The following is a 21,342-nucleotide window of genomic DNA, read 5'->3' as shown; positions in this document are numbered from 1 at the left end:
GGGTCGGGGGAGAGGTCAGCCCAGGTCCCGTGCGGAGCGCTCGATGACCTCGAGCCACTGACGACGGGCCTCGAGCGCCTCCTCGGCCTTCCTGATCCGCTCGGGGTCCCCGCTCTGACGGGCGCGATCGAGATCCTCCTGGTAGCTCGAGATCGCCTCGTGGAGCTGGGAGGAGGCTCCTTCGACACGGGCGCGCGTACGGGGATCCGTGCGGCGCCACTCGTCCTCCTCCGCCTGGCGCAGGGAGCGCTCGACCGTGCGCAGCCGGTCCTCGATGCGCCGCATGTCGCTGCGGGGCACCTTGCCGGCCTCGTCCCAGCGGTCCTGGATGCTGCGCATGGCCTCCTTGGCCTTCTCGAGGTCGGTGCTCGGGTCCAGGGCCTCGGCCTCGGTCAGCAGCTCCTCCTTGCGGGCGAGGTTCTCCTTCTGCTCGGCGTCGGTCGCGCGCAGGTCCTCGTTGCGCGCCGTGAAGAACGTGTCCTGGGCGGCCTTGAACCGTGCCCACTGGGCGTCGTCCTTCTTCCGGTTGCCGCGAGGCGCCGCGCGCCACTCGTCCATCAGGGAGCGGTAGGCGCGGACCGTGGGACCCCAGTCCGTCGAGTGCTGCATCTCCTCGGCACGACGGATGATGTCCTCCCGGACCTTCTCCGCCTCGGCGTGCTGCTCGTCGAGATGGGAGAAGAACTGCCGACGCTTGCGGTCGAATGCGCTGCGGGCGCTCGACAGCCGCTTCCAGAGGGCGTCCTCGGTGGCGCGGTCGAGCGAAGGGCCCTCCTTCTGCATCCGCTTCCACTCGCCGACCATCCCGCGCATGCGCTCCCCGGAGCTCTTCCAGCTCATGCGCTCGGGGTCCGTGGCCACGAGCTCCTCGATCGACTCGACGAAGGCGGTGCGCTCGGTGGTCGCGGTCTCGCGGGCCTCCAGGCGCTCCTGCTCGAGGACGTGGATCTTCTCCTTCGCCGCCTCACGCAGCTCGGCGGCCCGCGCCCGCAGGGCGGGGATGTCCCCGATCACCTGCGGCTCCTTCATGTTCTTGCGCAGGTTCTCCAGCAGGCGGTTCAGGTCGGCCTGTGTGAGCGCCGGCGCCGCGAGCCGCTGCTGGGTGACGTCGAGGAAGGCCACGAGGTCCAGGTAGCCACGCGCGAACGGGGTGAGCGCCTCGTCGCGGTCGGTCGAGGTGGCCGGACCCAGCTCCCGCTTCTGCGTCCCGTCCTGGACGACCACGACGCCGTTCTCGTCGATGTCGCCGAAGGCCAGCGCCTGCCGGATCGAGTCCTCGTCGTAGTCCTGGACCGGCGGTGCGACGGGGATCAGCGGGGCCGAGGGCTTGCGTCCCGCCAGGGCCGCCGGGCTCGGGGGCTTCGGCCGCGGCGCGGGTCGAGGCGTGGGACGCGGGGTGGGAGTGGGGTCGGGAGTCTCGGACTCGCTCACGGGGAGCTCCTTCGGTCGTTCCGCTGGGTCGCGGGGCACTGCCGTCGGCAGGGACGGCGTCATGATCGTGGCGCATCGCACCATCGCGTCGAACTCTACCGTCAACAGGACGACCCGGCGTCCGGCATCGCGCCGTGGTCCCAGCGCACGGGCCGATGTCCTCATCCGCTCCGCGCAGGGTCGATAATGGAGGCAGGGACCGCCGCGCGAGCTGCGGTCCCTCCTGCGCCCGCGCATCGAAGGAGCACCCTGTGGCGAAGATCAGCGCCCTGTCCGGATTCCCCGAGCACCTGCCCGAGCAGCGACTCGTCGAGCAGCACGTCATCGACGTGTTCCGTCAGGTCGCCGAGCTCCACGGGTTCGTGGGCATCGAGACCCGCGCGGTCGAGCCGATGGAGCAGCTGCTGCGCAAGGGCGAGATCGACAAGGAGGTCTACGTCCTGCGCCGGCTGCACGCCGAGGAGGACGAGGCCGCCGAGGCCGACGCCGCGCGCCAGCTGGGTCTCCACTTCGACCTCACGGTGCCCCTGGCCCGGTACGTGCTGGAGAACCAGAACGCGCTCGCCTTCCCCTTCCGCCGGTACCAGATCCAGAAGGTGTGGCGAGGGGAACGGCCCCAGGAGGGGCGCTACCGCGAGTTCTACCAGGCCGATCTCGACATCGTCGGCCAGGACGTGCTGCCCTCCCACCAGGAGGCCGAGGTCGCCATGGTGATGGCCGAGATCCTCGCGCTCCTGCCGCTGCCCGGGTTCACGATCCACGCGAACAACCGCAAGCTCTCCGAGGGATTCTTCCGCTCGATCGGGTTCGCCGATCACGAGCCGGTGCTGCGCACCATCGACAAGCTGCCCAAGATCGGTCCGGAGGCCACCGCACAGCTGCTGGTCCAGGAGGCGGGCGCCACGGAGGAACAGGCCCGCGCCTGCCTCGAGTTCGCCACGATCCGCACCTCCGATTCCTCGTTCGCCTCCCGTGTGCGGGAGCTCGGCGGCAGCGGTGAGCTGCTCGAGGAGGGCATCGAGGAGCTGACGGCGGTCCTCGAGAAGGTCAGCGAGAGCGTGCCCGGGGTGATGCTCGCCGACCTCTCGATCGCCCGCGGCCTCGACTACTACACGGGGACCGTCTTCGAGACCTTCGTGACCGGCCACGAGTCCCTCGGGTCGATCTGCTCGGGAGGGCGCTACGACCGCCTGGCCTCGGACAACCGCCACACCTACCCGGGCGTGGGGCTGTCCATCGGCCTGTCCCGCCTGGTCTCGCGTCTGCTCTCGGCCGATCTCGCGCGCCCCAGCCGCAGCGTGCCCACCTGTGTGCTGGTGAGCGTCGCCTCGGAGGAGACCCGGGGGAGGAGCGAGGCGGTCGCCCGGGCCCTGCGCGGACGCGGGATCCCGACCGAGGTCTCGCCGACCTCGGCGAAGCTCGGCAAGCAGATCAAGCACGCCGACCGACGCGGCATCCCCTTCGTCTGGTTCCCCGCCACGGCCCCCGACGGTGCCGACGGGCACGAGGAGGACGGAGCGGGCGACGCGGTGCGCGACATCCGCTCCGGTGAGCAGGTCGCCGCCGACGCCACGAGCTGGGAGCCGCCGACGGCGGATCGCGGTGTCGAGGTGCGTCCCAGCGCTCCCTGAGACGGCCCGCCGTCGCGGAGATCTGCATCACCGCAGCGGCAGCCGGGAATGTTGAGTGGCGTACGCGCGTTGCGCAGGGCATGGCTACAGTCACGCTGACGTCCGAGAACCACGACGAGACCGTCAAGGACGGCATCGCCCTCATCGACTTCTGGGCGGGCTGGTGCGTCCCGTGCCAGCGCTTCGCCCCGATCTACGAGGAGTCCTCCGAGCAGCACGAGGAGGTCACCTTCGCGAAGGTCGACACCGAGGACCAGCAGGAGCTCGCGATGCGCTACGGCGTCACCTCGATCCCGACGCTGGTGGCCTACCGCGACGGCATCCCTGTCTTCCAGCAGGCCGGTGCACTCCCGCAGGCCGCCCTCGAGGACCTGATCACGCAGATCCAGGGCCTGGACATGGACGAGGTGCGCAAGACCTACGCCGAGGCGCAGGCCCAGCAGTCCTGATCTCCGCTCCCGGCGCCCCGCGCCGGACCGTCGGGAGTCACTGACCTCGACGCCTCGCAGGAACCACGAAGCCCCCGCACCGGATGGTGCGGGGGCTTCGTGCTGGGCCGAACCCGCGGTCTCAGCGACCGCCGTGGGGGCGCTTGCCCTCGCGACGGGGCCCGCCGAAGCGGTGGCCGCCCTCGTGGCGCGCGCCGTCCCTCGAGTCCCCGCGGCCACGGCCGTGCTCGCGACGGCCTCCGGTGCGGGGCCCGCGGTCCTCGCTGATGCGCAGGGTGCGGCCGGCGATCTTCGCGTGACCGATCCGTGCGATCTGGTCCTCACGCAGCGAGCCGCGGATCTGGACCAGCGAGAACGAGCCGAAGATGTCGATCTTGCCGATCGACTTCCCGTTCAGCCCGCCTTCCCCGGTGATCGCGCCGACGATCGCGGCGGGCTTGGCGCCGTGGGAGTGCCCCACGGAGACCCGGTAGCTGGTGAAGCCCTTCTCGGGCTGACCGGGGGCGGGCCGAGAGCGTCCGTCGCCGCCGTCGCCGTCGCGGTCGTTGCCCGATCCCTTCAGCCGCGCGCCAGTGAACTCCTCGTCCTCCTCGGTCTCCGCGCCGGGGCCCTGGTCGCCCACGGCCGTGGCCGCGAGGACGGCCGCCAGCACGCGCGGGTCCATCTCGGAGGACTCCAGGAACGTGTCGATCTTCTCGAGGTACAGCTCGAGGCGCCCGCGCTCGGCGCGCTCGCCGACGGAGGCCAGCAGCTTCTCGGCGCGGTGGGCCGAGACGTCCCGCGGGGAGGGGATCGTGATCTCCCGGAGCGTCTGCCGGGTGGTCTTCTCGATCGCCTTGAGCTTGCGCCGCTCGTGGGGCGCGACGAAGGTGAGGGCCTCACCGGTGCGACCCGCGCGGCCGGTGCGGCCGATGCGGTGCACGTACGCCTCCGGCTCGCCGGGGACGTCGAAGTTCACGACCAGGCCGATCTTCTGGACGTCGAGACCGCGGGCGGCGACGTCGGTCGCGACCAGCACCTGCAGCGATCCCTCGCGCAGGCGCTCCACGATCTTCTCGCGCTCCTTCTGGGGCACGTCGCCGCTGATGGTCGCGGCGACCACACCGCGGGAGACCAGAGCGGTGCCGACCTCCTCCGCGGCCGAGCGCGTGCGCACGAAGACGATCGCGGCCTCCGCGTCGGAGGTCGCGAGCACGCGGGTGAGCGCCCCGGTCTTGTGGCGGAAGGGCACAACGGCGAAGCTCTGGGCCACGTTCGTGGTCGTGGAGGCCTGACGCGAGACGCTCACCCGCACGGGCTCGCTCATGTGCTCCTCGGCGACCCGCTGGATCGCCGGCGGCATGGTCGCCGAGAACAGGGCGACCTGCTTGGAGTCGGGGGCGTGGGTGAGGATCTCGTCGACGTCCTCGGCGAAGCCCATGCGCAGCATCTCGTCGGCCTCGTCGAGGACCAGGTAGCGCAGCGTCTCCAGGCGCAGGTTGCCGCGCTTGAGGTGGTCGATGACGCGGCCGGGGGTGCCCACGACGATCTGCGTCCCGCGGGAGAGCGCGCGCTCCTGCGGGCCGTAGGGGGAGCCCCCGTAGACGGAGGTCACCGAGAGGTCGGTGACGTTCTGGGCGAAGCTCGCGATGGCCTCGGCGACCTGCATGGCGAGCTCGCGGGTGGGGGCGAGGACGAGGGCCTGGACCGAGCTGTCGGAGGCGTCCAGCGCGGTGAGCATCGGCAGCCCGAAAGCAGCGGTCTTGCCGGTGCCGGTCTGGGCGACGCCGATGACGTCGCGACCGCCCAGCAGGTGCGGGATCGCCTCGCGCTGGATGGGGGAGGGCGTGGTGAAGCCGAGCTGGTCGACGGCGCGCCGGATCACCGGCGGCAGGTCGAGGTCGGCGAAGGTGGGCTCAGCGGGCTCAGCGGGCTCAGCGGCCTCGGCGGGCTCAGCGGCCTCGGCCAGATCGACGGCAGCGCGCGAGTCGGGCCGATCCTCCGTGCCGGTCTCGTCGTGCGGGCCGGTGGAGTGGCTGGGGGCGGCGTCGTTCATGGTGTCCTTCGACTGCGGGGGTGGGGCGGACCCGCCGGCAGTGCAGGTCGGGACGAATATCCAGGATACGGAGGGCACCGGGGCCCGGCACAGGGGCGACGGGGGCGAGATCGCTCACCCCGCGATAGCATCGGTGGGTCCACACCCCACCGTCGAAGGACTTCTTCCGTGCTGCGCACCCATTACGCAGGTGAGCTCCGCCCCGAGCACATCGGCCAGACCGTCACCCTGACCGGCTGGATCGCCCGTCGCCGCGACCACGGGGGCGTGACCTTCCTGGATCTGCGCGACATCAGCGGCGTCGCCCAGGTCGTCGTCCGTGAGGACGAGGCCATGCACCTGCGCAACGAGTACGTGCTCAGGGTCACCGGAACCGTGGACCGTCGGCCCGAGGGCAACGAGAACCCCGCGCTGCCCACCGGGGAGATCGAGGTCACCGCGAGCGACGTCGAGGTGCTCAACACCTCCGCACCGCTTCCCTTCCAGCTCGACGACCACACCGAGGTCGGCGAGGAGGCGCGTCTGCGTTACCGCTACCTCGACCTGCGCCGCTCGGGCCCCGCCCAGGCACTGCGTCTGCGTTCGCAGATCAACCGCGCCGCCCGCGAGACGCTCCTGGACGACGACTTCGTCGAGATCGAGACGCCGACCCTGACCCGCTCGACCCCCGAGGGGGCCCGCGACTTCCTGGTGCCCGCGCGCCTCGCACCCGGGTCCTGGTACGCCCTGCCCCAGTCCCCGCAGCTGTTCAAGCAGCTGCTCATGGTCTCGGGCATGGAGAAGTACTTCCAGATCGCCCGCTGCTACCGCGACGAGGACTTCCGCGCCGACCGTCAGCCCGAGTTCACCCAGCTCGACATCGAGATGAGCTTCGTGGACCAGGAGGACGTCATCGCCCTCACCGAGCGTCTGCTGGCGAACGTCTGGAAGGTCGCGGGACGTGACATCACCACGCCGATCCCGCGGATCACCTACGAGGAGTCGATGCGGCGCTTCGGGTCGGACAAGCCCGACCTCCGCTTCGATCTCGAGATCACCGAGATGACCGAGTACTTCCAGGACACTCCCTTCCGGGTGTTCCAGTCGCCCTACGTGGGTGCGGTCGTGATGGCGGGAGGTGCCTCGCAGCCCCGCCGCACCCTGGACGCATGGCAGGACTGGGCCAAGCAGCGCGGCGCGAAGGGACTCGCCTACGTGCTGATCCAGGAGGACGGTTCGCTCACCGGCCCCGTCTCCAAGAACATCTCTGAGGCGGAGAAGGCCGGACTCGCCGAGAAGGTCGGGGCCAAGCCCGGGGACTGCGTGTTCTTCGCCGCCGGCGAGCCGAAGTCCTCGCGCGCCCTGCTGGGCGCCGCGCGCGGCGAGATCGCCGAGCGTCTGGGCCTGATCGACCACGACGCCTTCGCGTTCGTGTGGGTCGTGGACGCTCCCATGTTCGAGCCCGCGAGCGACGCCGTCGCGGCCGGGGACGTCGCCGTCGGCTCCGGCGCCTGGACGGCCGTGCACCACGCCTTCACCTCGCCCAAGCCCGAGTTCCTCGACAGCTTCGACACCGACCCGGGCAACGCCCTGGCCTACGCCTACGACATCGTGTGCAACGGCAACGAGATCGGCGGCGGCTCGATCCGCATCCATCAGCAGGACGTGCAGGAGCGCGTGTTCCGTGTGATGGGGATCGACCAGGAGCAGGCGCGCGAGAAGTTCGGCTTCCTGCTGGACGCCTTCGCCTTCGGCGCCCCGCCGCACGGCGGCATCGCCTTCGGCTGGGACCGCATCGCGGCCCTGCTCGCGGGCACCGACTCGATCCGCGACGTGATCGCCTTCCCGAAGTCCGGTGGCGGCTACGACCCGCTCACCCAGGCTCCCGCGCCCATCACCGCCCAGCAGCGCAAGGAGGCAGGGGTGGACGCGAAGCCCAAGCGAGCCGAGGGGGGCGACTCCTCCGCGGATGGCGCGGGCACCGAGGACTCCTCGAGCTCTCGCAGCTGACGGGCAGGGGCCGGCCGCAGTGCCGGCCCCGCGCCTGATCCACGAAGGGCGGGCCGACTGCTTCTCAGCAGGCGGCCCGCCCTTCGTGGTCGGGGCCTCGTCCGGGGGATCGGGGCCTCGTCGGGGGGAGCGGGAAGGTCAGCGCACCTCGTCGCCGTGGCGCACCTGCGCACGCGGCAGGCGCCAGCGCCGGATCTGCAGCGAGCGCATGATGCCGTAGCCGACCAGACCCTGGCGCACCTCGCCGAAGCGCTCGGTCAGGCGTGAACGGATGCGGCGGCGCAGCACCAGGGAGTCGATCACGCACAGCAGGATCCCGCCCCACAGCACGACCAGCATGATCACGCTCATGCTCGTGTACAGCTGCGGCATGATCAGCGGCAGCAGCAGGGCGGCCAGCATCAGGATCAGGGCGACGGGGAAGAAGAGCTCGGCGACGTTGCGTCGCGTGTCCACGACGTCGCGCACGAAGCGGCGCTCGCTGCCCTTGTGCTGGGCAGGCATGTGGGCCTCGTCGCCCGTCATCATCGCCTGCTGGGCCTGCTGACGTTCCTGGGCGGCGTGCGCCCGGTCGCGGCGGCGGGCCTCCTTGCGGTCCGTCACCACGATGGGGCGGCGACGGGCGGCCTCCGCCTCCTTGCGGGTGCGGGTCGGGCGCCCCTTCCCCTCGCTGTGCGACGGGGACGAGGTGACGCCGGGGACCTCCTCGCCGCCGCGGCGGGGAGTGGTCGAGGGCTCGGACTCGGAAGACTTGCGCGGACTCACCGGGCCAGTCTAGGCGGAGCGGAGGGCGGCTTCGACCCGGCGCGACCGACGTGCCCGTCGGCTGCCGACACAGCGCTACGGTGAGGGGCATGTCCCACCACAGCGCCCCTTGGTCCCCGTCGTCCGACCCCGCCGATCCCCGCGCGGTCGAGCAGCTGCGGGAGAAGCTCGAACCGATGCTCCCGCGAGCGATCGAGGACCTCTCCGCCCTGGTGCGGATCCCCTCCATCGCCTTCCCCGGGTACGACCGGGCGCCCGTGCACGAGAGCGCCGAGGCGGTCGCCTCCCTGCTGCGTGACGCCGGCATGTCGGAGGTGTCCATCACCCACGTCGACGACGGCGCCCCGGCGGTGATCGCCCGCCGCCCCGCCCGCGAGGGGATGCCCACCGTCCTGCTCTACGCCCACCACGACGTCCAGCCCACCGGGGACCCGGCGAGCTGGACGACGGATCCCTTCGAGCCGACGCGCAGCGGTGATCGTCTGTTCGGGCGCGGAGCGGCCGACGACAAGGCCGGCGTGATGGCGCACGTGACCGCGCTGCGGCTGGTGGGGGAGGAGCTCGCCGAGCTCGGCGTCGGCGTCACCGTCTTCGTCGAGGGCGAGGAGGAGGCGGGATCCCCGACCTTCCGCCGGTTCATCGAGGCCCACCGCGATCAGCTCGAGGCCGACGCGATCGTCGTCGCCGACTCCGCGAACTGGGCCGTGGGCACACCGGCCCTGACCACCAGCCTGCGCGGTGTCGTCGACCTCACCGTCACCGTGCGGGTCCTCGAGCGCGCCGTCCACTCGGGGATGTTCGGCGGGCCGGTGCTGGACGCGCTCACCCAGATGGGGCGGCTGGTCTCCACGCTGCACGACGACGAGGGGTCGGTCGCCGTCCCCGACCTCGTGCGCGCCGAGGCGCCCGCGGTGGAGATGCCGGAGGAGGACTACCGGCGCGACGCCGGCATCCCCGCGGGGCAGCCCCTGGCCGGCACCGGGTCGCTCACCTCGCGCCTGTGGTCGGCGCCCGCCCTCTCTGTGATCGGCATCGACGCCCCCAGTGTGCGCGACGCCTCCAACACCCTGGTGCCGGCGGCGCGGGCGAAGATCTCGCTGCGCATCCCCCCGGGGCAGGACCCGGCGGCGGCCATGGACGCCCTGGTGGACCACCTGGAGCGCAACGCGCCCCGCGGCGCCGTGGTCGAGATCGAGCGCGGGGAGCAGGGGCGTCCCTTCCGCGCCCCTGCCGACACGCCCGCGATGCGCCTGGCCCGCAGTGCATTCCGTGACGCCTGGGACACCGAGCCGGTGGACACGGGACTGGGCGGCTCGATCCCGTTCATCGCCGACCTGCTCGAGGTGTTCCCGGGGGCGGAGGTCCTCGTCACCGGTGTCGAGGACCCCGACTCCCGGGCACACGGCGTCGACGAGTCCCTGCACTTGGGGGAGTTCTCCCGGGTCTGCCTGGCCGAGGCGCTGCTGCTGCGCGGAGCCGCTTCGCTCCCGCGGCGCGAGGTGTGAGCTGACCGGCGCTGGTGCACCGAGCGCCGCGCAAGGCGTAACCTGGAGGTACCTGCAGTGAGGAGGAACCCGGATGACCACCATCGATACCGAAGCGCCCGCCCATGCGGTGACGCTCACCAGCGGGGCCGCGGCGAAGGTCACGTCCCTGCTCGAGCAGGAGGGCCGCGATGATCTGCGACTGCGCATCGCGGTGCAGCCCGGCGGCTGCTCCGGACTGATCTACCAGCTGTACTTCGACGAGCGGCTCATGGACGGCGACGGGACCGTCGACTTCGACGGTGTCGAGGTCGTCGTGGATCGCATGAGTGCGCCGTATCTCGCAGGTGCGACGATCGACTTCTCGGACACCATCGAGAAGCAGGGGTTCACGATCGACAACCCCAACGCAGGCAGCTCCTGCGCCTGCGGTGATTCCTTCAGCTGACGCCGTCCGAGGTCCTTCGGGACCCCAGGTCCCTGCGACGGGCCCGCACTCGCTCCGCCACCGGAGCGGGAGCGGGCCCGTCGTCGTCATCTGTGCACGTCGTCACGGCAGCCGACACCGGATCCTGAGAGCTGAAGACAGGCGGGGGAACGCGTATGATGACGCTGTGCCGTCATGTTCGTCCCCACGGGTCCGACCGCTGGTCGTCGGCGGCGAGGATCCTTCCCTCGCCGGCGCTGCCGCGATCGCCCGCACGGGATCGACCACGAGACACGTCACCGGGTCTGCCCCGACCCGCGAAGCACACGTCCTCCGCGCACGCGGCGCGCGCTGCCCCCGGCATGCGGCACACCGTGTTCCCCGACGGAGGGCCGACGAGTGGAAGGTCATCCTGTGATCCCCCAGTCCCCGCAACGACCTCGGCGCCTGCGCCGCGTGGCCGCTGGTCTCGCTCTGGCGACGATCGCGCTGGCCGGCTGCACGCCGGCGCAGAAGCGCGGCTTCCTGCCCGGCGCCGACGACGGTGTCCAGATCACCGACAAGACCGAGCGCATCACGCAGCTGTGGACGGGATCCTGGATCGCGCTCGTGCTCGTCGGGCTGGTCGTGTGGGGGCTCGCCATCTGGTGCGCGATCGCCTACCGCCGCCGCAAGAACGACACCGGCTACCCGGTGCAGCTGCGCTACCACATGCCGATCGAGATGATCTTCACCCTCGTCCCGGTCGTCATGATCATGACGCTCTTCTACTTCACCCAGCGCGACGTCGGTGACATCGTGGATCAGAAACCCGATCCCGATGTGACGGTCAACGTGGTCGCGAAGCAATGGAGCTGGGACTTCAACTACGTCGACGCCGACACCCACGAGGACGCCGGGGTGCAGTCCTTCGAGACCGGCACCCCCGGCGCCGCCGACTCGCTGCCGGTGCTGTACCTGCCGGTGAACAAGTCGGTCGAGTTCCACCTGGACTCCCGCGACGTGGTCCACTCGTTCTGGATCCCGGACTTCCTCTACAAGAAGGACCTGTTCCCCGGGCACACCAACTCCTTCCAGGTCACCCCGACCCGTGAAGGCACTTACGCCGGCAAGTGCGCCGAGCTGTGCGGCGAGTACCACTCGGACATGCTGTTCAACGTCAAGGTGGTCTCCCAGGAGGAGTACGACAAGCACATGCAGGAACTCCGGGACAACGGGAACGACGGTCAGCTCGACAACACGCTGAACCGCAACCAGGAGGACTGGAACATGCGCGAGAAGGACGACGCGGCCAACGGCCGCACCGGAGATGAGGTCCACCAATGAGCACCCAGGTTCCCACGGCGCCCGTGCGCGAGGGGGTCACGTACCAGCCTGCACGTGAGTCCTCGCTCGGCCGGCGCTTCGTCAAGGTGATCACGACCACCGACCACAAGGTCATCGGTCTGCTCTACCTCGGCATGGCGTTCTTCTTCTTCTGCTTCGGCGGTGTGCTGGCGCTGATGATCCGCGCCGAGCTGTGGGCCCCCGGCCTGCAGGTCGTGGTCTCCAAGGACCAGTACAACCAGCTGTTCACGATGCACGGCACGATCATGCTGCTGATGTTCGCGACGCCGCTGTTCAACGGCTTCGCCAACTACTTCGTGCCGCTCCAGATCGGCGCGGTCGACATGGCCTTCCCGCGTCTGAACATGTTCGCCTTCTGGATCACGCTGTTCGGCTCGATGATCGTGGTCGCCGGCTTCCTCACCCCCCAGGGCGCGGCCTCCTTCGGCTGGTTCGCCTACGCCCCCTTGTCGGACACCACGTTCACACCGGGACTCGGCGGTGACCTGTGGGTCTTCGGCCTCGGATTGCAGGGCTTCGGCACCATCCTGGGCTCGGTCAACTTCATCACCACCATCATCTGCATGCGCATGCCCGGCATGACCATGTTCCGGATGCCGATCTTCACCTGGAACGCGCTGATCACCGCGCTGCTCGTGCTGATGGCGTTCCCGGTCCTGGCCTCCGCGCTGCTGGCACTCGGAGCGGATCGACGCTTCGGGGCCCACATCTTCGACCCGGAGAACGGCGGCGCGGTGCTCTGGCAGCACCTGTTCTGGTTCTTCGGCCACCCCGAGGTCTACATCATCGCCCTGCCGTTCTTCGGCATCGCGACCGAGATCTTCCCGGTCTTCAGCCGCAAGCCCACCTTCGGGTACAAGACGCTCGTGTACGCGACGATCTCCATCGCGGCCCTCTCGGTGACCGTGTGGGCGCACCACATGTACACGACCGGCGCCGTCATGCTGAACTTCTTCAGCTTCATGACGATGCTGATCGCCATCCCCACCGGCGTGAAGTTCTTCAACTGGGTCGGCACGATGTTCCGAGGGTCGTTGACCTTCGAGACACCGATGCTGTTCTCCCTGGGCTTCCTCACCACGTTCCTCTTCGGTGGCCTGACGGGCGTGATCCTGTCGAGCCCCGCGCTGGACTTCCACCTGTCCGACACCTACTTCGTGGTGGCCCACTTCCACTACGTGGTGTTCGGGACGGTCGCCTTCGAGATGTTCGCGGGCTTCTACTTCTGGTGGCCCAAGATGTTCGGGTACAAGCTGAACGAGAAGCTGGGCAAGTTCCACTTCTGGATGTTCATGATCGGCTTCCACCTGACGTTCCTGATCCAGCACTGGCTGGGTGTGGAGGGCGCTCCGCGTCGTTACGTCAACTACCTCGCCGAGGACCAGTTCGACTGGATGAACAAGCTCTCCACGGTGGGCGCTTTCGTGCTCGGCGCCTCGACGCTGCCCTTCCTGCTGAACGTGGTCATCACCCACGTCCAGGCGAAGAAGATCGAGGTCGACGACCCGTGGGGCTACGGCGCATCGCTCGAGTGGGCGACGTCCTGCCCGCCGCCGCGTCACAACTTCCATTCCCTGCCGCGCGTGCGCTCCGAGCGCCCCGCCTTCGACCTGCACCACCCCGAGGTGGGGGCACAGTCGCACCTCCTCGCGGAGGAGCCGATCAAGAACCCGAGGAGCAACTGACACATGCGCACCACCGCCCTGATCTTCTGGATCCTGGCCGCGTTCTTCCTCGTCGTGACGATCGCCTACGGCATCCTGACCGGCGTCTGGTCGCCGCTGGGCATCGAGACCGCTGGGTTCCCCGCGTTCATCATGGTCTCGCTGCTCGCAGCGCTGATCGCGACCACCCTCACCTGGGCCTCGCGTCGGTTCCCCGACCGCGCCGAGGAGAACCCCGAGGCCGAGGTCTCCGACGAGGCCGGTGTCCAGGGAAGCTTCTCCCCGTACAGCTGGTGGCCCATGTGGACCTCCATCGGCGCGGGCCTGTGCTTCCTGGGCATCGCGGCTGGCTGGTGGATCCTCGCCATCGGCACGATCTTCGCGATCGTCGGCCTCGTTGGCTGGGTCATGGAGTTCTCCCGCGGGCAGCACGCCCACTGAGGATGAGCTCGAAGCCGAGCAGACACCCCTCAGCAGGCCGCAGCGCTCAGGCCGCACGCGGCGGACCGCTCACACGATCCCCGCAGCACCCCGTCTTCCCGGGGAGCTGCGGGGATCGTCCTGTGTGGGGCCACAGGCCCGGACGGTGTGGGTGCGGTGGTCGTGGCGGGCACGGGACGGTGCCGGGCTCGGTGGGATGACCTCGGGACCACGCGCTCGCATCGCGACGTCGCGCGTCTACTGGAGGCTCCCGGGTGCGTTCGATGGCTCCGGGTGAGGTCTCGACGTCCTATGAGGCGTGAGCCCTCACGTGGAGCCATCGGCGGACACTGACGAGAGGTGCCACGACGCGGACGGTGGGCGGAGGCGTGGACCGGCCCGCCGTCACAGCCGATCCCCCCCCAGGGCCCTGAGAGCCCGGAAGCGCCGACGCGGAGGAGACCGGAGGCACCGGCGTGTCATGATGTGGCTCTCGGCGCACGCCGCGCGACAGAGGACGCGCGTCCGCACGCGAGCGGCAACGGACCTACGCCAAGGCTCACTTTCAGGCCCGGAGTCGGCGGACGTCGGCCCGGTCGCCGGGGTCGTTGAGGATGGTCGAGGCCATCGCGGTACCGGGGGAGAGGAGCTCACGATGATCGGAGGCATGCCGCGACGGCTGCGCGAGGCAGAGCTGGTGGTTCGCGGACTCTTCGCCGATGCCGGGGCACTGGAGCGCGCCCGCGAATGGGCGCGGAGCCTGCTGGCGCAGCGGAGGATCAATCCCCGCCGACGGCCCCGCCGGGCCGTTCGCGCACTGCTCGCCGCCGAGCCGCGACTGACACCGGTCACCGCGCGCTGGCTCGTCGCTCATCTCGATCGCGACCCGCGACCCGGTGAGGGGGCGCGTCCACCGCAGCTTCGCTGACGCCGTCGAGTGCCGTGCTGGTGCGCAGTGTTGAGGAGCGAAAGCCGGGGGAGAGATGCGCCGCCGTCCATCCACGGGTCGGATCGCTCATCGCCCTCGTCGTCTGACCGCTGAGCGGTTCACGACGATGCGTCGCGGCACGTGTCGTCATCGCGGCGGCTTGCTGTCACGTCCACAAACGTCCCGAGGGTCGGTGCTGGACGTCAGGGCGCCAACGCAGCCATACGGCGGCGTTGCCTGACCATGGCGGCTCCGTGGCAATGAAGCCCTCCCGTGCGTAGAACGTGGCCGCTCTCGAGTTCTGCGGGTCGTACTCCGTCAGAAGATCGCAGCCATGTGATCGGGCTCGTTCCTTGGCGGAGCCGACGAGCGCGTGCCCGACTCCCGAACCCTGCTCCGAGGGCAGCACGTAGAGCTTCCACAGGACCAGGTCATCGTGGAGCTCGTCGACCTCGGTCATGCCGATCACCCGGCCCGAATCCTCGGCGACATCGATCCGCCCCGCGGCGATGCCGGCGCCGATCTCCTCGGCGTTCCAGTACGAGTCGATCCCGCCCATCACGTATTGGGCGCCCTTGACGGCACCGTAGGTCGGTGGCCAGACGGCGACGCCGACGAACCTCACCGCGGGCAGATCGGCGGTGACCGCTCGGCGGATCCTGATACTCATGACGGACAGTGTCCCAGGGTACCGAGCGCACCGCAGGTCTCGGAAGGAGAACCCCTGCCGGTTTTGCCTCCCCCCCCCCCCGGACGACCACAGACAGCAGCGGGCCCCGAACGGAAGAACCGTTCGGGGCCCGCTGCTGCGATGCCGGGACGAGGTCAGTGGCGCCGCGCGTCCGGCGTGGTGTAGTCGCCACCGGTGAGCTCGTCGATCCGGTGACGCTCGTGACCGGCGTGCTCGAGGGCCTCCCGCAGCTCCGAGGGCGCGACGGGCGCGACGCGGTCCTTGAAGAAGAACGAGGTCGCAGCGGCACGCAGCGAGGAGACACCCTTGCCGGCCTTGAGCGGACGGTAGTCGTCGTGCTGGACCAGCACCCAGCGGTCGAACTCGTTGAGCGGCTCGTGGATCTCCAGCATCTGGCCGTCCTCCATGCGCACCACCTTCGAGGTCTCCTCGCCGTGGAGGGCGAGGTCCCGCTTCTGGCGCTGCATGGCGATGCACAGTCGCTTGGTCACGTAGAAGACGATGATCGGTGCGAGGAAGAACGCGATGCGGAACGTCCAGGTGAGGTCGTTGATCGACAGGCGCAGCTTCAGGGCGATCAGGTCGTTGGTCGCGGCCATCGCCAGGATCAGGTACTCCGAGAGCCAGGCGACGCCGATGCCCGTGCGGACCGGGGCGTTGTACGGCAGGTCCAGCAGGTGGTGCTCGCGGTCATCGCCCGTGACCCACTGCTCGATGAACGGGTAGAGGGCGAGGAAGACGAGCAGACCGCCGTAGACCACTATCGGGAGCAGGATGTTCAGGGAGACCGTGTACCCGAAGATCGTGAACTCCCAGCCCGGGATCAGGCGCAGGCCGCCGTCGGTCCAGAGCATGTACCAGTCCGGCTGGGATCCGGCCGAGACGGGGGAGGGGTCGTAAGGTCCGTAGATCCAGATGGCGTTGATGGCGGTGGTCGCGGAGATCAGCGTGATGATGCCGAACACCAGGAAGAAGAAGCCGCCGGCCTTGGCCGCGTACACGGGGAAGACGGGGAAGCCGACGACGTTGCGCTCGGTGCGACCGGGCCCGGGGTACTGCGTGTGCTTGTGCAGCACGAGCATCACCATGTGGATCGCGATCAGGCCGAGGATGGCCGCCGGGACCAGCAGGATGTGGATCGTGAAGAAGCGCGGGATGATGTCGTGCCCGGGGAACTCGCCGCCGAACAGCAGCATCGAGATGTACGTGCCGACGATCGGGATGCCCTTCATGAGGCCGTCGACCACGCGCAGGCCGTTGCCCGAGAGGACGTCGTCCGGGAGGGAGTAGCCGGTGAAGCCGGCGACCATGCCCAGCACCATCAGCGCGAAGCCGACCAGCCAGTTCAGCTCACGGGGCTTGCGGAATGCTCCGGTGAAGAACACGCGGAACATGTGCACGAAGATCGCGACCATGAACACCAGGCAGGACCAGTGGTGCATCTGGCGGAACAGCAGCCCGCCCTTGACCTCGAAGGAGATGTGGAGCGTGGACTCGTAGGCCTTCGACACGTGCGCACCCTGCAGGGGGGCGTAGATGCCGTTGTAGACGACCTCGTCCATCGAGGGGACGAAGAACATCGTCAGGTAGGTGCCGGAGATCAGCAGCACGACGAAGCTGTAGAGCGCGACCTCGCCGAACATGAAGGACCAGTGGTCCGGGAAGATCTTGCGGCCCATGAAGCGGAGCAGGCCGGCGCCCGAGACGCGGCGGTCCAGCCAGTCGCCGCCGACGGCGCCGAGCCTGAGCATGCGTCCGTCCCCGGAACCCTGGGAGGCGGGGGCCTCTGCCTCCGTGGAGGGGCGAGTGGGAGTCGTGGTCGACATCAGATCACTTGTCCTTGTGCAGATCCCAGAAGCTGGGACCGATCGGCTCGGGGAAGTCTCCGCCGGCGACGAGGTAGCCCTCGGCGTCGACCTCGATCGGGAGCTGCGGGAGCGGACGGTGCGCCGGGCCGAAGATCACCTTCGCGCCGTCGGTGACGTCGAAGGTCGACTGGTGGCAGGGGCAGAGCATGTGGTGCGTCTGCTGCTCGTACAGCGCCACGGGGCATCCGACGTGCGTGCAGATCTTCGAGAACGCGAGGATGCCCTGGTAGCCGTTGTCCAGGCTGTCCTGGTTCTGTCCGAGCTCGGGATCGATGCGGATCAGCACGGTGGCGGCCTTCGCGCGCTCCTCGAGGTAGTCCTCGAGATCCTCGGTGAGGCCCTCGGGCATGACGTGGAAGATCGAGTTCATCGCGACCTCGGATGCCTTGATCGGCGTCCCGTCGGTGTCGCGGGTGATCCGCAGGCCCTTCTTCCAGAAGGTGTGGTGCAGCTTGCTGCCCGGCAGGGGCCCGAAGGTCGACAGCGGGGCGAGCACGGCGATCGGCAGCGCGGTGAGCGCCGCGATCATCGCGGTGACGATCACGGGGCGGCGGGCGATGCCGGACTCGTCGAGCCCGTCGGTGATGATGCCGGCGGCGACCTCGCGGGTCTCGTCGGAGCCCTCGATGTGATGACGCTCCTCGACCCATTCCTCGTCGGGCATCAGGGTCTTGGCCCAGTGCACGGCGGCGGCGCCGATGAAGAACACGGCCACGGCGAGTCCGACACCGGTGAACAGGTTGGACCAGCGCACCGCGTGCAGGGTGCCCGGCTCGCCCAGCAGGTTCGTGCCCATCGGCGTGAACACGAAGTAGGAGGCGATGAAGACGACGGTGCCCAGCACGGAGAGCAGGAACAGTCCTGCGACCATCCGCTCGGCGCGCTTCTCGGCGCGGGGGTTCTCGTCGGCCTGGCGGTGGACGTGCGGCGGCAGGCCCGGGTTCGGGAAGCCACCGCCCTCCTTCGGGGCGACGGTGCTGACGGTGCCGGAACTGCGGGGGGATTCGGGATTCTCGTTCACGTGCTCGCTCACTTGGCCTTCGCCCCCAGCCACACGGCGCAGCCGACGAGCAGGGACAGCACGATGGTCCAGGCGTACAGGCCCTCGGTCACGGGACCGAAGGAGCCCAGGGAGATGCCGCCGGGAGAGCCGTTCTCCTCGAGGGCGCCCAGGTAGGAGACGACGTCACGCTTGTCCTTGGCGGAGATGTTGTCGTCGTTGAAGACGGGCATGTTCTGCGGGCCGGTCTCCATGGCCTCGTAGATGTGCTTGGACTCGACGCCCTGCAGCGGCGGGGCGAACTTGCCGCGGGTCAGGGCACCGCCGGCGCCGCCGGCGTTGTGGCACATCGCGCAGTTCACGCGGAAGACGTTGCCGCCGTTCTCGAGATCGGCCTTGGAGGCGTCCAGCTGGTCCTCGTCCGGGACCGAGGGGCCGGGGCCGAGGGAGGAGACGTAGGCGGCGAGCTGACGGGTCTGCTCGTCGTTCATCTGCGGGGCCTTGCGCCAGGCCTGAGCACCGGAGTTCTGCATCGGCATGCGACCGGTGCCGACCTGGAAGTCGACGGCCGCGGCGCCGACACCGATCAGCGAGGGACCGAGCGTCGCGCCGCTCTTGTCCTGCATGCCCTGGGCGTTGGTGCCGTGGCAGCTGGCGCAGTTGGCGAGGAACAGGTCCTTGCCGGCGTCGACGTCGTCCTGGGAGTAGGACTCGGCCTGGGCGTCGCGGGGCTGGAACGCGGCGTACAGGCCACCGGTCGCGGCGAGCGCGAGCAGCAGGATCACGACGAACGCCAGGGGGTGGTGTCGGCGCGCTGCGAGTGCCTTCACGATGAGGACCTCGTTTCGGTGTGCGGGGCGGGCGGGAAGCGATCCCTCGGGGCAGGAGGGACCCGGACGATCAGAAGAGGGAGGAGAAGAAGTCGAAGTGCCACGGGACCGTGCCGTTCAGCAGCGGGTCCATGAGGTACACGACGAAGAACAGCCCGATCCAGACGACGTCGACGAAGTGCCAGTAGTAGGAGATGCAGATCGCGCTGATCTTCTCGTGCTGGGTGAACTCCTTGGCGGAGAACGCCCGCGCGAGGACGAACAGGAAGGCGATCAGACCGCCGATCACGTGCAGGCCGTGGAAGCCGGTGGCGAGGTAGAAGATCGAGCCGAAGGGCGTGCCGTTCAGGGCCACGCCCGCCTCGGCCAGCTCGGTGTACTCGTAGGCCTGACCGGAGACGAACACGGCGCCCATCAGGAAGGTCAGGGTGTACCACTCGACGACGCCCCACCCGGCGATGTTGAAGATCGAGCCGGTGCGGGCCTTGCGGAACTCGCCCTTGGCCCAGGGCAGCGATCCCTCGGCGGCCATCACACCGATCTGGCAGGTGACCGAGCTGAGGACCAGGATCACCGTGTTGGCGATCGCGAAGTCGTGGGTGAAGTGCTCCCCGCCCTGGATGAAGGTCTCGGGAGCCATGGCGTGCAGCGTGAAGTACATCGCGAACAGGCCGGCGAAGAACATGAGCTCGCTGGAGAGCCAGACGAGCGTCCCGATCTGCGTGGAGTTCGGGCGGCCGACTGCGGGGGCAGGGCCAGTGCGCTGGGGCAGGGTCGCAGTAGTCACGTCACCATTATGCCGTGTCGTCAGATTCAGTGCCCCGGGTACACGGCCGACCAGGGGAACCGCTGGGGCACGAGGCCCTGACGGACGATCCCAGCATAACGCTCACGACACGCTGTCACGAACCTGGACACGCTCTGTGGCGAGGGCCTCCCAGCTGGGGATCCTGTCATCCGGCCGGCCACGCACGGACGGGCCCCGGGGTGGGATGATCGGCACATGACTGAGGAGACTGCGAGCTGGGCGGCGCTGACCGCTCGACTGGTCCGCCACGAGGATCTCGAGCCCGCGCAGGCCGCTTGGGCGATGGACGAGGTCATGAGCGGGAACTCCTCTCCCGTGCAGCTGGCCGCGTTCCTGGTGTCCCTGGAGTCCAAGGGGGTCACGAGCCGGGAGCTGGGGGCGCTGGCCGACCGGATGGTGGCCCACGCGCGTCCACTGGACGTCGAGCGGCGCGCCGTCGACATCGTCGGCACCGGCGGCGACATGGCGCAGACCGTGAACATCTCCACCATGGCGTCGATCATCATCGCGGCCTCCGGACGTCGCGTGATCAAGCACGGCAACCGTGCCTCGACCTCACGATCCGGCTCCGCGGACGTGCTGGACGCCCTCGGCGTGCGACTGGACCTCCCCGTCGAGGACACCGTGCGCGTCCTGGACGAGGTCGGCATCGCGTTCCTCTTCGCGCAGGTGTTCCACCCCTCCATGCGGTTCGCCGCCGAGGCCCGCAAGGGCCTGGGGATCCCGAGCGTGTTCAACGTCCTGGGGCCGATCACCAACCCGGCGCGCCCGCTGGCGAGCGCGGTCGGCGTCGCCAACAGGACGATGGCTCCGACCATCGCCCAGGTGTTCGCCGGCAGGGGGACGAGCGCTCTGGTGTTCCGCGGCCAGGACGGTCTGGACGAGCTCAGCGTCGGCGCGCCCTCCGACGTCTGGGAGGTGCGCGGCGGCCAGGTGCGCCAGCACCTCCTGGACCCCGAGGAGCTGCTGGGGGTTCCCCGTCACGGCATCGAGGCGCTGCGCGGCGGCACCGCCGAGGACAACGCGGATGTCGCACGGGGCCTGTACGAGGGGACCGGGAGCGCGGCGGTGCGCGATGCGGTGCTGCTGAACGCCGCCGCCGGGCTGCTCGCCCACGACGGCATCGATGACCCGTCCCCCGAGGGCGATTTCGAGGATCGCTTCCGCGGCGCCTTCGCCGAGGCGACCAGGGTCCTGGACTCGGGGGCGCCCGCGCGGCTGCTGGCCGACTGGGCGAGGGCCGCCGCGCGGAACTGATCCGGTCAGTCCACCGCACCCAGGTCGAACGCGACATCGAGGTCGTCGCTCGAGTAGGTGCGGAAGGCGATGTTCGTCGAGGTGTCGACGACGCCGTCGATCTTGCTGATGCGGTCCGCGATCACCCCGGCGAGATCCTCGTGCTCGCGCACCCGGACGATCGCGATCAGGTCGGCATCTCCCGTGACGGAATAGACCTGCTCCACGCCGGGCACCGCGGTGATCTCCTGCGCAGCCTCCGGGATGCGGTCGCTGCGGGCGTTGATCGAGACGATCGCGGTGATCATGGCGGTCCTCCTGGCCTCGAGAGGCGATGGT

General features: G+C 69.7%; 19 protein-coding genes. 10 read left to right on the top strand and 9 right to left on the bottom strand.

From position 1 onward, the window contains the following. Positions 1-15: 15 nt before the first annotated feature. The gene (locus tag DEO23_RS11860) at positions 16-1,431 is read right to left on the bottom strand and encodes a DUF349 domain-containing protein (RefSeq protein WP_240613373.1); all 1,416 of its coding nucleotides are present in this window, start codon (positions 1,429-1,431) and stop codon (positions 16-18) included. Positions 1,432-1,682: 251 nt separating this feature from the next. On the opposite strand from DEO23_RS11860, the gene hisS reads away from it, so the two are divergent. Together hisS and trxA are read left to right on the top strand one after the other, a co-directional pair. Then, complete coding sequence (gene hisS, locus DEO23_RS11855; RefSeq protein WP_109276237.1) at positions 1,683-3,062, top strand: histidine--tRNA ligase; 1,380 nt, start codon at positions 1,683-1,685, stop codon at positions 3,060-3,062. A 26-nt stretch (positions 3,063-3,088) separates the two neighbouring features. Then, positions 3,089-3,511 (top strand): thioredoxin, encoded by a 423-nt coding sequence (trxA, locus tag DEO23_RS11850; RefSeq protein WP_338067835.1) that lies wholly within the window; start codon positions 3,089-3,091, stop codon positions 3,509-3,511. 121 nt (positions 3,512-3,632) lie between these two features. Here the strand turns inward: trxA and DEO23_RS11845 are convergent, their stop codons facing one another. Then, positions 3,633-5,546, bottom strand: a complete 1,914-nt coding sequence (locus DEO23_RS11845; protein ID WP_109276235.1) for a DEAD/DEAH box helicase — start codon at positions 5,544-5,546, stop codon at positions 3,633-3,635. A 168-nt stretch (positions 5,547-5,714) separates the two neighbouring features. Here DEO23_RS11845 and aspS point away from each other — a divergent pair, with 168 nt between their 5' ends. Continuing rightward, positions 5,715-7,535 (top strand): aspartate--tRNA ligase, encoded by a 1,821-nt coding sequence (aspS, locus tag DEO23_RS11840; protein WP_109276234.1) that lies wholly within the window; start codon positions 5,715-5,717, stop codon positions 7,533-7,535. 138 nt (positions 7,536-7,673) lie between these two features. On the opposite strand, the gene DEO23_RS11835 is transcribed toward aspS, so the two are convergent. Further along, entirely contained in the window at positions 7,674-8,300 is a 627-nt protein-coding gene (locus DEO23_RS11835) for a DUF3043 domain-containing protein (RefSeq protein ID WP_109276233.1), read from the bottom strand. An 89-nt stretch (positions 8,301-8,389) separates the two neighbouring features. Here DEO23_RS11835 and DEO23_RS11830 point away from each other — a divergent pair, with 89 nt between their 5' ends. From DEO23_RS11830 to DEO23_RS11805, 6 genes are all read left to right on the top strand, one after another. Next, a complete protein-coding gene (locus tag DEO23_RS11830) occupies positions 8,390-9,805 on the top strand; it encodes a dipeptidase (protein ID WP_109276232.1) in 1,416 nt (471 codons plus the stop codon). A gap of 73 nt (positions 9,806-9,878) precedes the next feature. Beyond that, positions 9,879-10,232 (top strand): iron-sulfur cluster insertion protein ErpA, encoded by a 354-nt coding sequence (gene erpA, locus DEO23_RS11825; protein WP_109276231.1) that lies wholly within the window; start codon positions 9,879-9,881, stop codon positions 10,230-10,232. Between the two features lie 393 nt (positions 10,233-10,625). Continuing rightward, a complete protein-coding gene (gene ctaC / locus DEO23_RS11820; RefSeq protein ID WP_109276230.1) occupies positions 10,626-11,537 on the top strand; it encodes an aa3-type cytochrome oxidase subunit II in 912 nt (303 codons plus the stop codon). Next, a complete protein-coding gene (gene ctaD, locus DEO23_RS11815; RefSeq protein ID WP_109276229.1) occupies positions 11,534-13,243 on the top strand; it encodes an aa3-type cytochrome oxidase subunit I in 1,710 nt (569 codons plus the stop codon). The genes ctaC and ctaD overlap by 4 nt, the downstream gene beginning before the upstream one ends. A gap of 3 nt (positions 13,244-13,246) precedes the next feature. Next, the gene (locus DEO23_RS11810; protein ID WP_109276228.1) at positions 13,247-13,663 is read left to right on the top strand and encodes a cytochrome c oxidase subunit 4; all 417 of its coding nucleotides are present in this window, start codon (positions 13,247-13,249) and stop codon (positions 13,661-13,663) included. A 634-nt stretch (positions 13,664-14,297) separates the two neighbouring features. Then, a complete protein-coding gene (locus DEO23_RS11805) occupies positions 14,298-14,570 on the top strand; it encodes a hypothetical protein (RefSeq protein ID WP_109276227.1) in 273 nt (90 codons plus the stop codon). Between the two features lie 166 nt (positions 14,571-14,736). Here the strand turns inward: DEO23_RS11805 and DEO23_RS11800 are convergent, their stop codons facing one another. The 5 genes from DEO23_RS11800 to ctaE all read right to left on the bottom strand — a co-directional run bounded on the left by DEO23_RS11800 (position 14,737) and on the right by ctaE (position 19,746). Continuing rightward, positions 14,737-15,240 (bottom strand): GNAT family N-acetyltransferase, encoded by a 504-nt coding sequence (locus DEO23_RS11800; RefSeq protein WP_109276226.1) that lies wholly within the window; start codon positions 15,238-15,240, stop codon positions 14,737-14,739. Positions 15,241-15,395: 155 nt separating this feature from the next. Beyond that, positions 15,396-17,087, bottom strand: coding sequence for a cytochrome bc1 complex cytochrome b subunit (gene qcrB, locus DEO23_RS11795; RefSeq protein ID WP_109276225.1), 1,692 nt, complete (start codon positions 17,085-17,087; stop codon positions 15,396-15,398). A gap of 4 nt (positions 17,088-17,091) precedes the next feature. Next, a complete protein-coding gene (qcrA, locus tag DEO23_RS11790) occupies positions 17,092-18,150 on the bottom strand; it encodes a cytochrome bc1 complex Rieske iron-sulfur subunit (RefSeq protein ID WP_240613372.1) in 1,059 nt (352 codons plus the stop codon). Positions 18,151-18,158: 8 nt separating this feature from the next. Beyond that, positions 18,159-18,959, bottom strand: a complete 801-nt coding sequence (gene qcrC, locus DEO23_RS11785; protein WP_109276223.1) for a cytochrome bc1 complex diheme cytochrome c subunit — start codon at positions 18,957-18,959, stop codon at positions 18,159-18,161. A 70-nt stretch (positions 18,960-19,029) separates the two neighbouring features. Beyond that, the gene (gene ctaE, locus DEO23_RS11780; RefSeq protein ID WP_109276222.1) at positions 19,030-19,746 is read right to left on the bottom strand and encodes an aa3-type cytochrome oxidase subunit III; all 717 of its coding nucleotides are present in this window, start codon (positions 19,744-19,746) and stop codon (positions 19,030-19,032) included. Between the two features lie 216 nt (positions 19,747-19,962). Between ctaE and trpD the strand changes: the two genes are divergently transcribed. Further along, a complete protein-coding gene (gene trpD, locus DEO23_RS11775) occupies positions 19,963-21,024 on the top strand; it encodes an anthranilate phosphoribosyltransferase (protein WP_109276221.1) in 1,062 nt (353 codons plus the stop codon). A 5-nt stretch (positions 21,025-21,029) separates the two neighbouring features. On the opposite strand, the gene DEO23_RS11770 is transcribed toward trpD, so the two are convergent. Further along, positions 21,030-21,311: an Lrp/AsnC family transcriptional regulator gene (locus DEO23_RS11770; protein ID WP_109276220.1), complete on the bottom strand. Its 282-nt coding sequence runs from the start codon at positions 21,309-21,311 to the stop codon at positions 21,030-21,032. Between the last annotated feature and the right edge of the window lie 31 nt (positions 21,312-21,342).

It is taken from the genome of Brachybacterium endophyticum (assembly GCF_003130585.1).
Classification (GTDB): Bacteria; Actinomycetota; Actinomycetes; order Actinomycetales; family Dermabacteraceae; genus Brachybacterium; species Brachybacterium endophyticum.
This window is presented reverse-complemented; position numbering and strand designations above follow the sequence as displayed.